The organism is Lysobacter firmicutimachus (assembly GCF_037027445.1).
Classification (GTDB): domain Bacteria; phylum Pseudomonadota; class Gammaproteobacteria; order Xanthomonadales; family Xanthomonadaceae; genus Lysobacter; species Lysobacter firmicutimachus.
This window is the reverse complement of record NZ_JBANDL010000002.1, coordinates 2,266,469-2,280,864: the sequence shown is the minus strand read 5'-3', so window position 1 is coordinate 2,280,864 and position 14,396 is coordinate 2,266,469. Positions and strand designations below refer to the sequence as shown.

The following is a 14,396-nucleotide window of genomic DNA, read 5'->3' as shown; positions in this document are numbered from 1 at the left end:
GGCTGCGCCGCGCCGCGATCAGGCCGCGCTGTCCCGGCGGATGTACGGCGCGTCGCCGCTGTCGTGGTCGGTGGCGTCGCGCACCGCGGTCACCCCCGGCACCTTGCTCATCAACGTGGTCTCGATGCCCTGCTTGAGGGTCACATCGGCCATGCCGCAGCCATGGCAGCCGCCGCCGAAGCGCAGCACGACCACGCCGTCGGCGGTCACTTCCTGCACCGCCACGTTGCCGCGGTGCTGGGCCAGCTGCGGGTTGATCTCGTGCTCGACCACCCAATGCACGCGCTCGACCAGCGAGGCCGAGTCGGCCGGCGCCTCGCCCTTGATCTTGGGCGCCCGAATCTGCAGCTGACCGCCGGTGGCGCGGGTTTCGTAATCGATCTCGGCGCCGTCCAGGTAACGCACGCTGTCGGCCTGCAGCCACAGGGTGAAGCCTTCGCAGTCGATCGCCCATTCGTCGCCGTGCAGGTCGGCGAGCTCGGCGAACTCCAGCCGCACGTCGGCGCGCGGCGTGCCCGGATGCACCGCCGACAGGCGCACGCCCAGGCCCGGCAGGGCCTCGCGTTCGATCAGCTTGCGGAAGTGCGCCTGGGCGGATTCGGAAATATTGATCATCGGGCTATTCTAGCGGGGTCGACGCGACCTGAAGTCGCGCGCCCATCCTACGACCGCCGGCGATACGATTCCGTTCAGACGGAACCGGTCGCGGCGCAGACGCATCGCCCGGCCGCCGCGCCGGCCGCCAGGAGTCCGCCATGAACGACCTCATTCCCCTGTCCCAGGCCCATTGCATCGCCCGCCGCGGCAGCGAGCACCGGCTCAACGAGGCGCGCGTGCGCGAACTGCTGCCGCAGGTGCCGGGCTGGGAACTGGCCGAAGACGGCCACGCCCTCACCAAGACTTTCCGCTTCGACGACTACTATCGCACCATGGCGTTCGTGAACGCTCTGGCGTTCATGGCCCACCGCGAGGACCATCACCCCGACCTCGGCGTGCATTACGATCGTTGCGTGGTGCGCTACTCGACCCACGACGTCGGCGGACTGAGCGAGAACGACTTCATCTGCGCCGCCAAGGCCGAAGCCCTGACTGGTTGACTGCCATGACCCTGCACCGTCCGCTGTCCCTCGCCCCGGCGCTGGCCGCCGCCCTGGCCGCGGCCTTGGCCGCCGGCTGCCAGCGCGCGCCCGAGGCGCCGGCGATTCCCTCGACCCCGCTGCGCGCGGTCGACACGCCGCCGCCGGATTACCCGCAGACCATCGGCTGCGACCAGATCGGCGGCAAGGTGGTGCTGCAGCTGACCGTCGGCCCGGAAGGCAAGCCGACCAAGGTCAACGTGCTCGAAGGCAGCAAGGTCGCCGCGCTCGACCAAGCCGCGATCCAAGGCGTGCAGCGCTGGCGCTTCGAAGCCGCGACCCGCAACGGCAAGCCGGTCTCCACCGACATCCAGGTGCCGGTGACCTTCCACGCTCCGGCCGAACGCCCGCCGCATTGCGGCGCCGCGCCCGCCCCGGCCGCCCACTGATCGCATCCGTCTCGCGCGCCCTTGCCGCACAAGGGCGCGACAGGCGCGCCCGCGCGAGCCGGTAGCGCCGCTGCTTGATGGCCGGCATCGCCGCCGGCGGCGCGGTCCGATCGCGCGACAGCAGCCGACGCATCCGCTCTGCCGGCGCCAGGCCCGGAGCGCTCAGCCCAGCCGATCGAGCACTTCGATCAATTCCGGCGCCAGCGGCGCGTTGAGCAGGTACGGCTCGCGCCCCCCGTCGAGGGCGAACTCCAGGGTGGAGGCGTGCAGGAACAGCCGGCGCAGCCCGGCCTGGTCGCGCAGCCGCTTGTTGGCCTCGGCCTCGCCGTACTTGTCGTCCCCGGCCACCGGATGGCCGATGTGCTGGGCGTGGACGCGGATCTGGTGGGTGCGGCCGGTCTCGATCCGGACCTCGCAGTACGACTGCCCGCCGCGCCGCTCCAGCACCTTGAAGTGGCTCAACGAGGGCTTGCCGTCGCGGTGCACCTGGACGTGGCGCTCGCCGCCCTGGCGCAGGCCGATGTGCAACGGCGCGTCGACGCTCATGACCCCGTCCGGCATGCGACCGGTCAGCAGGGCCAGGTAGCGCTTGGATATACCGCCCTCCTCGCGCATCAGCGCCTGCAGCTCGGTCAGGGCCGAGCGCTTCTTGGCCACGATCAACAGGCCGGAGGTGTCGCGGTCCAGACGATGGACCAGCTCCAGCGTCTGGCCCGGACGCAGTGCGCGCAGGGTCTCGATCGCGCCGAAGCTGATCCCGCTGCCACCGTGGCTGGCGACCCCGGAGGGCTTGTTCAGGGCCAGCAGGCGGGCGTCCTCGAACACGATCGCCGCGTCCAGGGCGTCCATGAAGCCCTTGGGCGGGGTCGGTTTGTCGCCGACCTCACTGAGACGGACCGGCGGGATGCGCACCTCGTCGCCGGCCTCGAGCTTGCGCTCGGCCTTGGCGCGGCCCCCGTTCACCCGCACCTGGCCGGAGCGGACCAGCTTGTAGATCAAGGACCTGGGCGCGCCTTTGAGCTGGCCGAGGAGGAAATTGTCGAGCCGCTGGCCGTCGCGGTCGTCGGGCACGCGCACGGTGCGCGCGCCGCTGGGGGCGGGGTTTGCTGATTGGGTCATCCCGAAGCGTTATCTGTTACACTCGCGACGCGAGATAAGGTTTTGATTTCGCTGGGAGTTGTACTGGCCGCCACGCCTGACAAGCGAGCGACTCCGGTACGGGGCCGAAAGCCCCTCCCGCGATTCCGATCCGCGTCTAACCACTGCCCACGGGGCAGCCATGTTAGCAGCGACGGAGCGGCGGAACCGGCCCTCGCCCGGTGGGTCAAACCATCGCGATGAACACCCGTGCGGCGCCAGAGCTTCCGCTCCAGAAGAGCCGGCTCGAAGCTGCCGCCGCCCCGCCCCGAGCGACGTTCGCGTCGCCGGCCCGAAAGATTGGAAAGGTAACAAGCGCTCCCGCGGCGTGCCGTGGTGATGTAGCGCTGGTAGTGGAGGCCTCGCCGGCGCGGCGGGCGGCCCGGATGCGGGCGCCGAACGCGACGGCGCGGACTCAGTTCCCAGATAGCGAAACGCCATGGCGTTCCGCGCGGTAGAGCGCGCGAGGAACGCAACAATGAAGCGCATGCTGATCAACGCGACGCAGGCGGAAGAACTGCGCGTCGCCATCGTCGACGGCCAGAACCTGTACGACATCGACATCGAACAGCCGTCCAAGGAACAGAAGAAGTCCAACATCTACAAGGGCCGCATCACCCGGCTCGAACCTTCGCTGGAAGCCGCCTTCGTCGATTACGGCGCCGACCGCCACGGCTTCCTGCCGCTGAAGGAAATCTCCCGCGACTATTTCCAGCCCGGGGTCGACCACAACAAGGCCGGCCTGCGCGAGCTGCTGCGCGAAGGCCAGGAGATCGTGGTCCAGGTCGACAAGGAAGAGCGCGGCAACAAGGGCGCCGCCCTGACCAGCTTCATCTCCCTGGCCGGCCGCTACATGGTGCTGATGCCGAACTCGCCCACCGCCGGCGGCGTCTCGCGCCGGATCGAGGGCGACGACCGCGCCGCGCTCAAGGAGGCGATGGACAAGCTGAACATCCCCGACGACATGGGGGTGATCATCCGCACCGCCGGCGTCGGCCGCGACGCCGAAGAGCTGCAATGGGACCTGGACTACCTGGTCAGCGTCTGGAAGGCGATCACCGACGCCGCGCTGAGCAAGCAGGCGCCGTTCCTGATCTACCAGGAGTCGCGCCTGATCATCCGCGCCCTGCGCGATTACATGCGCCCGGACATCGGCGAGATCCTGGTCGATACCGACGAGATGTACGCCGAGGCGCGCGAGTTCGTCGAGCAGGTGATGCCGCACAACCTGCGCAAGCTGAAGAAGTACGCCGACGACACCCCGCTGTTCAACCGCTTCCAGATCGAGTCGCAGATCGAGAACGCCTATGAGCGCACCGTGCGCCTGCCCTCCGGCGGCGCCCTGGTCATCGACCAGACCGAAGCGCTGACCGCGATCGACGTCAACTCGGCCCGCGCCACCAAGGGCGGCGACATCGAAGAGACCGCGTTCAACACCAACCTGGAAGCGGCCGAGGAAGTGGCCCGCCAGATGCGCCTGCGCGACCTCGGCGGCCTGGTGGTGATCGACTTCATCGACATGTCCTCGAACCGCCACCAGCGCGAGGTCGAGAACAAGCTGCAGAATGCGCTCAAGCAGGACCGCGCCCGCGTCCAGATCGGCCGCATCTCGCGCTTCGGCCTGCTCGAGCTGAGCCGCCAGCGCCTGCGCCCGTCGCTCGGCGAGTCGAGCCAGCTGGTCTGCCCGCGCTGCGACGGCCACGGCCGCATGCGCAGCGTCGAGTCGCTGTCGCTGTCGATCCTGCGCGTCGCCGAAGAGCACGCGATGAAGGAGAACACCGGCCAGGTGCTGGTGCAGGCGCCGACCGAGATCGCCAACTTCCTGCTCAACGAAAAGCGCCGCGCCCTGCTGGAGATCGAGCAGCGCCACGACGCCCCGATCGTCATCGTCGCCGACGAGCAGCTCGAGACCCCGCACTACGAAGTCACCCGGGTGCGCGAGAACGAGCTCGGCGAAGAGTCCAACAAGCCCAGCTACCAGCGCGGCACCCAGCGCAAGCTGCCGCTGCACGCGCTGACCAAGGCGCACCTGAACATTCCGGACGCGCCGGCGGTGACCAACGTCCGCCCGGCCCAGCCGGCGCCGTTGCGCGAACCGCGCGAGGCCCCGGTCGCGGCCGCCGCGCCCGCCCCGGCCCCGGCGCCCGCACCGGTCGCCGCGCCGACCCACTCGGTCGGCCTGGTCGAGCGTATCCTGCGCATCTTCCGCGGCACCCCGCAGCCGGCCGCACCGGCCGCGCCGGAGCCGAGCGCGCGCAACCAGGACGGCCGCGGCCGCGGCGAGCGCAACGACCGCAACGGCCAGCGTCGCGGCGAACAGCGCAGCAACGGCAAGAACGGCCGCGACGCCGGCCGCCGCGACGAGCCGCGCCAGGAACAGCGCCGCGACGAAGCGCGTCGCGACGGCAAGCCGCAGCAGCAGAATCCGCAGCAGCAGGGCCAGAAGCAGAAGCAACCGGCACAGCAAGGCCAGCCGCAGCCCAAGCCGCAACAGCAGCAGCAACAGGCCAAGCCGCAGCAGGCCGCCCCGGGCCAGGCGCAGGCCAAGCCGCAGAGCGAAGCGCGGCCGCAGAACGAGGCCAAGCAGAACGAGCCGCGCGCGCAGAACGAAGCCCGCCAGAGCGATCACCGCGCTCAGAACGACAAGGCCGGCGAAGAGCGCAACGTCGCCGCCAACGCCGCGCCGCGTCCGCCCAAGCCGCCGCGCCAGGACGCGCCGGTCGAAGCCGTCGCCGCGGCGGTGGTGCCGGCGGCGATCGTCGCCGCCCAGGCCAGCGCCGGCGCTCCGGTGGCCGCGCCGCTGCCGGCCGTCGATGAAACCCTCGCCAAGACCGAAACCGGCGCGACCGACGCCGACGCCGACAAGCGCGAAGGCGATGCGGCCGACGCCGCCGGCGAAGGCGGCGGCCGTCGCCGCCGCGGCCGTCGCGGCGGCCGTCGCCGTCGCCGCGGCAACGGCGAAGCCGGCGCCGCCGGTGAAGGCGCACTGCAGGACGAGAACGCGTTCGACGACGAAGACGAGATCGGCGGCGAGCCGGTCCCGGCGCCCGCCGCCGCGCACCGTTCGCAGCCGGAGTTCGACTTCGACGACGACGTCGCCGCGCCCGCCTCGAGCCCGGTCGCTGCACCGGCTCCGGCACGCGCCGCCCCTCCGGCTGCGGCCGCCAGCGTGCCCCCCGCGGCGACCGCCAGCGTCGCCGCGGCCGCCGCAAGCGCCGTGACCGGCCAGGTCGGCGAAGCCGCCGCGCCGGCCGCATCGGAATCCGTGCCGGCGGCAGCGCCCAAGGCCGGCGAGCCGACGCGCGAGCCCGTGCTCGAACCGGCCATGCCGGTGATCACCCGTCAGACCGACACCGCGCCGAGCGCGGCCCCGGCCGAAGACGCCGTCGCCGCCATCGAGCGGGTCGCGATCGAGCCCGTCCAGCCTGCGCTCGAAGCCGCGCCCAGCACGCCGGTCAAACCGGACCTGGCCGAGGCGGCCGTGATCGAACCGGAACCGGTGCGCGACACCCTGGTCGAAAGCGAGGTGGTCGCTCCCACGCCGGTCGAACCGGTGCTGATCGAAGCGCCCAAGGTCGAAGAAAAGGCCACCGAGGAAGTGCCGGCCCCGCGTCCGACCCAGGCCGAGGCGCCGGCCCTGGGCCCGGTCGAGACCGACCGTGACGTCGTCAGCGCCGCTGCGGCCACGCCCGCCGTCGAAACCGCGGCCGTCGAAACGCCGGCCGCGGTCGAGGCGGCAGCCGCTCCGGCGCAGGCGGCCGAGCCCGCAACGACGGCCGAAACCGCGGTCGATCCGGTACCGGCCGTCGCGCCGGCTCCGACCGCGCCGGCCACGCCGCGCACCGGCAGCCTGTTCGATCCCCTGCCCTCGACCCCGGCCACGTCCGACGCCGCCGACGCCGCGGTAGAGGGCGAGGAGGCCGCCGAAGGCAAGGGCGACGACAGCAACGAACGTCGCACCTGATCGCGCGGCATTCGATCCCCGCGTCAGCGAAACCATCGGCCGCGCGAGCGGCCGGTGGTTTTTTTTATCGCCGCGATTCGCCGACACGCGCGCATCGCGTCTCACTGCATCGGCCCCGCGCTCGCTCGGTCCGCTTATCGTTGCGAGGAGCGCCCGCGAATCCCAGCCGTTTCGATGGGGAACAGCGCAAGCGGACAAGCCCGGCGCGGGCGCAATCGCGCACCGTTCTCTTACGGAACGAATCGACGAAAGCACACCAGTTGGCCCAAGCACAGCCGGTCGCGTCCCGTTTCGAAAAGGGCAGTCGCGGCCTTCGAGCAGCCACCGGCAACGGGCCCAAAGGTTCGCCGCGCTCCCTACCGACCGCCCTCGCCTATGGAACCGGGACCGGGGTTGAATGTCGCTGTTGCTGTCGCAGCTACCGCCGCATCACAACGAATGCGCCGGATCCGCCAGCCCGTACTGCGCGGCCAGGCGCGCCAGGGCGATGGTGTCGGTGATCGCCAGCTTCTCGAACAGCCGGGTCTTGTGCGTGTTGACGGTCTTGGCGCTGAGGCTCAGGCGCTTGGCGATTTCTTCCTGCCGGAAGCCCTGCACCAGCAACAAGGCGATCTCCAGTTCGCGCGGCGAGAGCTCGTCGAACGGCGACGCGCCGCCGTCGATATTCGACAGCGCCAGGTTCTGGGCGATGTTGCTGGCCAGGTAGCGCTTGCCGCGGGCGACGTCGCGGATCGCCCGCAACAGCTCGCTGGCGTCGCCGCCCTTGCCGACGTAACCCGACGCGCCGACTTCGAGCAGGCGCTTGGGCATCGGCCCGTCTTCGAGTACCGAGACGATGATGACCCGGGTGCCGTGATCGCCCTTGACGATGCGCTCGGTCACTTCCAGGCCGCTGACGCCGGGCAGGTGCAGATCGCACAGCACGACATCGGGCTTGAGCTTGCGGATCAGCGGCATCGCCTCTTCGCCGCTTTCGACGTCGCCGAGTACCTCGATATCCGTTTCCGCGGACAGAATCATGCGCATGCCGGTACGCACCAGCGCATGATCGTCGACGATGAAAACACGGATGGTCATGTCCTTCCCCTGCCGCCTTGCTGCCACTCCGAGCAGGCTACGCGGCCGCTTTGTGCGGTGCAAGGCACTGATAATGTTACTAGGTTCACAATGACCGCTCCGTTTCGCCCATCCCATTCCGAGGAACTCATGCAACGACGCCGCCCCGTTACGCTCGTGATTGCCGTCGCCGCCGCGCTGTGGCTGACCGCTGCCGCGCCCGCCCTTGCCCGCGAAGCGGCGCCCAAAGCCCAACGCTGGATCGGCGACGTCGACGCGATCGCCGATGCCGACGCCGGCGATGGACGCCGGAGCGCGATCGAACGCCGGCTCGACGCGATCGGCCTGCACTGGAATGCGCAAACGTTCGAAGCGGGCAAACACGGCCGCGGCACCAACCTGGTCGCCGACGTGTCCGGGTCGGCGGATGCGCCGCTGCTGTTGTTCGGCGCGCACTTCGATCGCGTCGGCGAAGGCCGCGGCGCCACCGATAACGCGTCCGGCAGCGCGACCGTGTTGGCCCTGGCCGAGCGCTTCAAGCAGCGTCCGCTGAGCCGCCATCGCGTCGCGGTCGCGTTCTGGGACCTGGAAGAAGCCGGCCTGCTCGGCTCGGCCGCCTACATCGCGCAGAACCGCGCCAAGCCGGCGTTGTACGTCAACTTCGACGTGTTCGGCTGGGGCAAGACCCTGTGGATGATGACCCCCGAGGCCGACAGCGCGCTGGTCGCGGCCAGCCGCAGCGCCGCTCAGGCCGCCGGCCTGAGCCTGGCGCCGGGCGAGCAGTATCCGCCCAGCGACCACCGCTCCTTCCTCAAGGCCGGCTGGCCGGCGGTGTCGTACTCGTTGATCGGCGCCGAGGAAGTACCGCTGATCCTGGCCGCGTACCGGCGCGAGAAAACCGCAGAGACGGCCAAGGTGATGCGGGTGATCCACAGTGCCCACGACACCCTCGACGAAATCGATCCGGCAGCCGCCGCGCTCGGCGTGGACGCGGTCGAAAACGCGATCCGGCGCTGGGACGCCGACACCCGCCTGGCGCCGACGTCGATGTCCGAAAACGGCAAGTAAGCTCTGCCCGTGCGGCCGATACTGCGCGCTCTTGCGAAGGAAACCCTCGATGTCCGCCACCGCCGATCGCGCCGCGCAGTTCCATCGTTTCCATCACGACGGCGTACTGTTGCTCGCCAATGGCTGGGACGCCGGCAGCGCACGCCTGATCGAAAGCCTCGGCGCCAAGGCGCTGGCCACCACCAGCGCCGGCGTCGCGTGGGCGCAGGGCTACGCCGACGGCGACCGCTTGCCGGCGCAGCGCCTGATCGACGTGGCCGCCGGCATCGCCCGCGCGATCCGCATTCCCTTGTCGGTCGATGTCGAAGGCGGCTACTCCGACGATCCGGCGCAAGTCGCCGACACCGTCGCGGCGCTGATCGACATCGGTGCGGTCGGCATCAACCTGGAGGACGGCGGCGCCGGCCCCGAGCGGTTGTGCGCCAAGATCGAACGGGTCAAAACCGCGGCCGCCCGGCTCGGCGTGCCGCTCTACCTCAACGCACGCACCGACGTGTACTTGCGCGGCCTCGCCGCCGAGGGCGAGCGGGTCGAGGCCACCCTCGCCCGAGCCGCGCGCTACCGCGAGGCCGGCGCCGACGGCTTGTTCGTGCCCGGCCTGACCGCCGAGCACGAAGTACGCGCGATCGCCGCCGGCTGCGATCTGCCGTTGAACCTGCTCGCATGTCCGGCCTTGCCGCCGGCCGCCGAACTGCAGGGTTGGGGCGTGCGCCGGCTCAGCGCCGGATCGGACCTGGCGCAGTCGGCCTATGCCCGCCTGGCCGACCTCGCCGGCGGCTTTCTCGGCGACGGCGACTCGCGGCCGCTGCAAGCGCGGGCAATGGACTACGGCCGCCTCAACGCGCTGTTCGATTTCGCCTGAGCCGCTAAGCGAAAACGCGAAAACGCGAAAACGCGAAAACGGCAGGCTCGCCCTGCCGCATTCGCGATCGCAATCCATCGACCCGACCGACGACCGACGACCGACGACCGACGAAAGCGGATTCGGATTCGCCTAGCCAATCCCGAATCCCGAATCCCCAATCCCCGCAACTCAGAACGTCCCGGCCGTAGGGCGCACGATCACCTCGCTGACGTCGACATCGTCCGGCTGCTCGATCGCGAACGCGATCGCGCGCGCGATCGCATCGGGCTGGATCGCGATGCGACGGAATGCCTTCATGTTCTCGCGCGCCGCGGGGTCGCTGATGCTGTCGGCCAGTTCCGATTCGACCACGCCGGGCGAAATCGTGGTCACGCGGATGCGCTCGTTCTCCTGGCGCAGGCCGTCGGAGATCGCCCACACCGCGAACTTGGTCGCGCAATACACCGCGCCGGTCGGCACCACGTAATGCGCGCCCAACGAAGCGACGTTGACCACCTGGCCGTGGCCCTGGGCCCGCATCGCCGGCAGCACCGCGGCGATGCCGTGGAGCACGCCGCGGATGTTGACGTCGATCATCCGGTTCCACTCGTCGAGCTTGAGCGCGTCCAGGGTCGACAGCGGCATCACCCCGGCGTTGTTGACCAACACGTCGATGGCGCCGAACTGCTCTTGCGCGTAGGCGGCGAAGGCGGCCACATCGCCGGCGTCGGTGACGTCGAGCACGCGTTGGCGCACCTGCCCGCCGGCCGCGGCGATCTCTTCGGCCAGGGCGTGCAGGCGTTCGCCGCGGCGGGCGCCGATCACCACCCGCGCGCCGCGCGCGGCGAGCAGGCGGGCGGTGGCTTCGCCGATACCGCTGCTGGCGCCGGTGATCAGTACGGTCTTGGCTGGAATGGCTGGAATAGCTGGAACAGAGGACATGGCGGAGCTCCTGGGAAGCGGCGGACGCGGTTCGTCCGGCCTGGCGCCACTGTCGTCGCGCCCGTCCGGGAGGCGGTAGAACGATCGCGGGCGGTTCTTGCACGATTCTCCAAAGCGGGACCGCTGCGCTTGCCGCTGCAGCGTCCGCGGCGGATCATCGCCTCATCCCCGGACCGGCGAATTCGCCCGCATTCTCGGGTCTTTCTCCTGCCTGCCGCTGCGGACCGACGATGTCAGCCCTCGCCGAACTGACCGACCTGGTTGCTCGAAACGCCGTCGACGACGGCGTGCACGAAACCGCGATCCCGCGCCTGGCGCTGATCCGCAGCGCCGCACCGACCGAGGCGCTGCACGCCCTGCACGAACCGGCGGTGTGCATCGTCGTGCAGGGGCGCAAACGGGTGTTGCTCGGCGACCGGGTCTACGAGTACGACCGCAATCGCTATCTGACCGTGTCGGTCGACGTACCCATCGTCGGTCAGGTGATCGAAGCCTCGGCCGAGCGACCCTATCTGTGCCTGCGTCTGGACCTCGACCCGGCCATGCTTGCCGCGCTATGGATGGAGATGGGCGCGACGCCGGCGGCGGCGACGTCCGACCCCAGTCTGATGCTCGGCGATCTGCAGCCGGAACTGGTCGACGCCGCCTTGCGCCTGCAGCGTCTGTTGCGCACGCCCGACGATATCGCGCTGCTGGCGCCGCTGGTCGAACGCGAAATCCTGTACCGGCTGATGAAGGGCGAACAAGGTTCGCGCCTGCGCGAAATCGCCCAGGCCGACAGCCGGCTCGGCCAGATCCAGCGCGCGATCGCGTGGATCAAGCGGCATTTCCGCGATCCGTTCGATCTGGCCGAACTGGCGGCCCAGGCGCGGATGAGCCCTTCGGCGCTGCACGCGCATTTCAAATCGGTCACCCGGATGAGCCCGCTGCAGTTCCAGAAGCAACTGCGCCTGCAGGAAGCGCGCAAGCTGATGCTGAGCCGCGCGCTCGACGCCGCCAGCGCCGGCTATGCGGTCGGCTACGACAGCCCCTCGCAGTTCAGCCGCGAATACAACCGCCTGTTCGGCGCGCCGCCGTTGCGCGACGTGGCCCGGCTGCGCCGGACGCCCGAAGCGCTGTACAGCGGCTAGGCCTGCGCGCGCAGCCAGCCCAGCACCGCCGCTTCCGGCGTCCCCGCCATCGGTGCCTGCGGCGACAACAGCTCGTAACGGCTGCCGTCGGCGACGAAGCCCAGCGGCGCTTCGAGCAGGCCGGCGTCGATGTCGTCGCGTACCGCCTGCCAGGGCCCGATCGCCACGCCGAGGCCGGCCACGGCCGCCTGCAGACTGAAGTAGAAATGCTCGAAACGCTGGCCGCGCCGCTGCGGCAGGGTCGCGCCGCTGGCCCGGGCCCAATCGTTCCACGCCCCGGGCCGGGTCGCGGTATGCAGCAGGCTGGCTTCGGCGCGCAAGCGCGGCCGCGCGGCGGCGGTCAGCCATTGCCCGTGCGTGCGCGGGCTGCAGACCGGGCCGATGCGCTCTTCGAACAAGAACTCGGCATGTGCGCCGTTGCGGTCGAAATCGTTGCGCCGGATCGCCAGGTCGACCTCGCCGAATGGCACCGGCCCGCCGCCGGCGACCAATTGCAAGGCGATCTGCGGATGCTGCGCGTGGAAACCGGCCAGGCGCGGGATCAGCCAACGCATCAGCAGGGTCGGCTCGCAGGACAAGCGCAGCGGACGCGGCCCGGCGGCCGCGCGCAACTCGCGTACCGCCGCCTCCAACCCGTCGAACGCGTTCGCCGCCGCCTCGCGCAGGCGCGCACCGGCCGCGGTCAGCCGTACCCGTTGGTGACGGCGTTCGAACAGGGCTACGCCCAGAGCGTCCTCGATCGAACGCACCGCCCGGCTGATCGCGCCGTGGGTCAGGTGCAGTTCCTGGGCGGCGCGGGTAAAGCTCTGCAGCCGCGCCGCCGCCTCGAAGCAACGCAACGCGCCCAACGGCGGCAGCCGAGCCCGCGTCGGTCGTGATTTTTCCTCACCCATTGAGTGAACAATCGTCGTTTGCGGACGGCTTTTCATCGGCCTAATTTAGCTGCAATTGCCGATTTTCGCTCGTCCCGCGCATGCATGAGCTGTTAGCTGTCGTCACCATCACCTTGATCGCCGTCATCAGCCCGGGGCCGGACTTCGCCATGGTCTCGCGCAACAGCCTGCTGCTGTCGCGCCGCACCGGCCTGCTGACCGCACTGGGCATCGGCCTGGGCGTTTGGGTGCACATCGCCTACACCCTGCTCGGCGTCGGCCTGGTGATCCAGCAATCGTTGCGCCTGTACGCCGCGCTGAAACTGATCGGCGCGCTGTACCTGCTGTGGCTGGGCGTCAAGATGCTGCGCACGCCCGCCGCCGCTGCCGCCGGACCGTCCGCGCCGGTAGCGTTGTCGGATTTCGCCGCGCTGCGCACGGGGTTTCTGACCAATGCGCTGAATCCCAAGAGCACGGTGTTCGTGGTCAGCCTGTTCCTGCAGGCGGTCCAACCGGACACGCCGCTCGCGCAGCGCATCGGTTACGGCGCCTTCGTATCCGCCGCGCACATCGCGTGGTTCGGCCTGGTCGCGCTGGCCCTGTCCGGCGAAGAAGTGCGCGCTCGCCTGCTGCGCTTCAGGCGCTGGCTGGACCGCGTGTTCGGCGCCTTGCTGGTCGGCTTCGGCGCCCTGCTCGCGGCCTCGGCCCTGCGCCGCGCGGCCTGATTTCCCCTGCGTCGCGATGAAGCCCCGGGGGGCCGCCCTCGCGGGAACGGCGGTAGGTAGGTCGCGCCAAGAACTCCCCCTGTCCTCGCCCGCCCGGCCGGCTCAGTGCGAGAACAACACCGGTACCGGCGTATGGTCGAGCAGATAGCGGGTGACGCCGCCGAGCACGTCTTCCAGCAGGCGCGGATGGCTGTAGCCGCCGGCCACGATCAGGTCGGCGCCGGATTCGCGCGCATGCGCGGCGACGACTTCGCCGACCGAGCTGCGCTCGGCGCTGCGCCGCACCAGTTCGGCCGGAATCCCATGCCGCTGCAGATGGCTGCCGAGCAGGAAACCCATCGGATCGGCTTGCGAATCGCGCTCGAAATCGTGATCGACCATCAACAGATCGACCGAGCGCGCCCGCGCCAGCAAGGGCATGGCATCGTGCAACGCGCGCGCCGCCTCGCGCGAAGACTTCCATGCCAGCACCACATGTTCGACCCGGCCGTCTCCGGCCCAGTCCTCCGGCACCAGCAGCACCGGCCGGCCGGAGCCGCCGAGCAGAGCGGCGAACAAGCGCCGCCGCGCCGGCGCCTCGCGTTGACCGGTGCCGAGCACGGTCAGGTCGGCGTAACGCGCGTGTTGCACGCAGATCTCGCCCGGGGTCAGCCAGAACGACTCGCTCTTGCGCACCGACCAACGCGCCGACTCGCCGGCCAGGCGCAACTCGACCGCCTCGGCGATCGCATCGGTGGTCGCCAGCGCGCTCTCGCGCATGGTTTCGTACAGCCCGGCCGGGTAGTAGTCCCAGGCGTCGGCGATCGGCGCGGCCAGGCTGACCCCGACCAGGGCCGTGACCTGCCCGCCGCCGGCTTCGGCCAGCGCACAGGCCGTGCGCAACACCGGCGGCTGAATGTCGCCGAGCAGCAACGGCACCAGAATGTCCTTGAACATGGCCAGTCCGCATGGGAAACGCCCACAGCTTGGCCGACCCGGGCTCGACGGCGCTTGATCTGGATCAGTCGCGCGCGATCGCGCGGGCAAGCGCCGACCGGTGGCGCAATCGCACCTTGCGCGGCCGGTCGGCAAGCCGCGCGCGGCTTGCGGGCGCTGCGCGATAAGCCCATCCTGGGCGCTGTGCGTTGCCCGTT

The 14,396-nt window shown here is 70.4% G+C and carries 13 protein-coding genes; 7 read left to right on the top strand and 6 right to left on the bottom strand.

The features are described from left to right. Positions 1–18 precede the first annotated feature (18 nt). Positions 19–615, bottom strand: a complete 597-nt coding sequence (locus V2J18_RS10145; RefSeq protein WP_336131720.1) for an NfuA family Fe-S biogenesis protein — start codon at positions 613–615, stop codon at positions 19–21. Between the two features lie 140 nt (positions 616–755). Here V2J18_RS10145 and V2J18_RS10140 point away from each other — a divergent pair, with 140 nt between their 5' ends. Both V2J18_RS10140 and V2J18_RS10135 read left to right on the top strand, forming a co-directional pair. Next, positions 756–1,097 carry a 4a-hydroxytetrahydrobiopterin dehydratase gene (locus tag V2J18_RS10140; protein ID WP_064749727.1) on the top strand — a complete coding sequence of 114 codons (342 nt, stop codon included), beginning with the start codon at positions 756–758 and terminating at the stop codon, positions 1,095–1,097. A 5-nt stretch (positions 1,098–1,102) separates the two neighbouring features. Continuing rightward, a complete protein-coding gene (locus V2J18_RS10135; protein WP_064749726.1) occupies positions 1,103–1,525 on the top strand; it encodes an energy transducer TonB in 423 nt (140 codons plus the stop codon). A 162-nt stretch (positions 1,526–1,687) separates the two neighbouring features. Here V2J18_RS10135 and V2J18_RS10130 read toward each other — a convergent pair whose 3' ends face one another. Beyond that, positions 1,688–2,644 carry an RluA family pseudouridine synthase gene (locus V2J18_RS10130; protein ID WP_064749725.1) on the bottom strand — a complete coding sequence of 319 codons (957 nt, stop codon included), beginning with the start codon at positions 2,642–2,644 and terminating at the stop codon, positions 1,688–1,690. 496 nt (positions 2,645–3,140) lie between these two features. Between V2J18_RS10130 and rne the strand changes: the two genes are divergently transcribed. After that, positions 3,141–6,626, top strand: a complete 3,486-nt coding sequence (gene rne, locus V2J18_RS10125) for a ribonuclease E (RefSeq protein ID WP_336131719.1) — start codon at positions 3,141–3,143, stop codon at positions 6,624–6,626. A gap of 429 nt (positions 6,627–7,055) precedes the next feature. Here the strand turns inward: rne and V2J18_RS10120 are convergent, their stop codons facing one another. Further along, entirely contained in the window at positions 7,056–7,703 is a 648-nt protein-coding gene (locus tag V2J18_RS10120) for a response regulator (RefSeq protein ID WP_064746927.1), read from the bottom strand. A 156-nt stretch (positions 7,704–7,859) separates the two neighbouring features. Between V2J18_RS10120 and V2J18_RS10115 the strand changes: the two genes are divergently transcribed. Both V2J18_RS10115 and V2J18_RS10110 read left to right on the top strand, forming a co-directional pair. Next, the gene (locus V2J18_RS10115) at positions 7,860–8,750 is read left to right on the top strand and encodes a M28 family metallopeptidase (RefSeq protein ID WP_336131718.1); all 891 of its coding nucleotides are present in this window, start codon (positions 7,860–7,862) and stop codon (positions 8,748–8,750) included. A 49-nt stretch (positions 8,751–8,799) separates the two neighbouring features. Further along, the gene (locus V2J18_RS10110; protein ID WP_336131717.1) at positions 8,800–9,612 is read left to right on the top strand and encodes an isocitrate lyase/PEP mutase family protein; all 813 of its coding nucleotides are present in this window, start codon (positions 8,800–8,802) and stop codon (positions 9,610–9,612) included. A 171-nt stretch (positions 9,613–9,783) separates the two neighbouring features. On the opposite strand, the gene V2J18_RS10105 is transcribed toward V2J18_RS10110, so the two are convergent. Next, the gene (locus V2J18_RS10105; protein ID WP_336131716.1) at positions 9,784–10,536 is read right to left on the bottom strand and encodes an SDR family oxidoreductase; all 753 of its coding nucleotides are present in this window, start codon (positions 10,534–10,536) and stop codon (positions 9,784–9,786) included. Between the two features lie 230 nt (positions 10,537–10,766). On the opposite strand from V2J18_RS10105, the gene V2J18_RS10100 reads away from it, so the two are divergent. Continuing rightward, positions 10,767–11,666 (top strand): AraC family transcriptional regulator, encoded by a 900-nt coding sequence (locus V2J18_RS10100; RefSeq protein ID WP_336131715.1) that lies wholly within the window; start codon positions 10,767–10,769, stop codon positions 11,664–11,666. Here the strand turns inward: V2J18_RS10100 and V2J18_RS10095 are convergent. After that, the gene (locus V2J18_RS10095) at positions 11,663–12,514 is read right to left on the bottom strand and encodes a LysR substrate-binding domain-containing protein (protein ID WP_336131714.1); all 852 of its coding nucleotides are present in this window, start codon (positions 12,512–12,514) and stop codon (positions 11,663–11,665) included. The genes V2J18_RS10100 and V2J18_RS10095 overlap by 4 nt on opposite strands. Positions 12,515–12,639: 125 nt before the next feature. Between V2J18_RS10095 and V2J18_RS10090 the strand changes: the two genes are divergently transcribed. Continuing rightward, positions 12,640–13,263 (top strand): LysE family transporter, encoded by a 624-nt coding sequence (locus V2J18_RS10090; protein ID WP_336131713.1) that lies wholly within the window; start codon positions 12,640–12,642, stop codon positions 13,261–13,263. 102 nt (positions 13,264–13,365) lie between these two features. On the opposite strand, the gene V2J18_RS10085 is transcribed toward V2J18_RS10090, so the two are convergent. Continuing rightward, positions 13,366–14,199, bottom strand: a complete 834-nt coding sequence (locus tag V2J18_RS10085; RefSeq protein ID WP_336131712.1) for a universal stress protein — start codon at positions 14,197–14,199, stop codon at positions 13,366–13,368. Between the last annotated feature and the right edge of the window lie 197 nt (positions 14,200–14,396).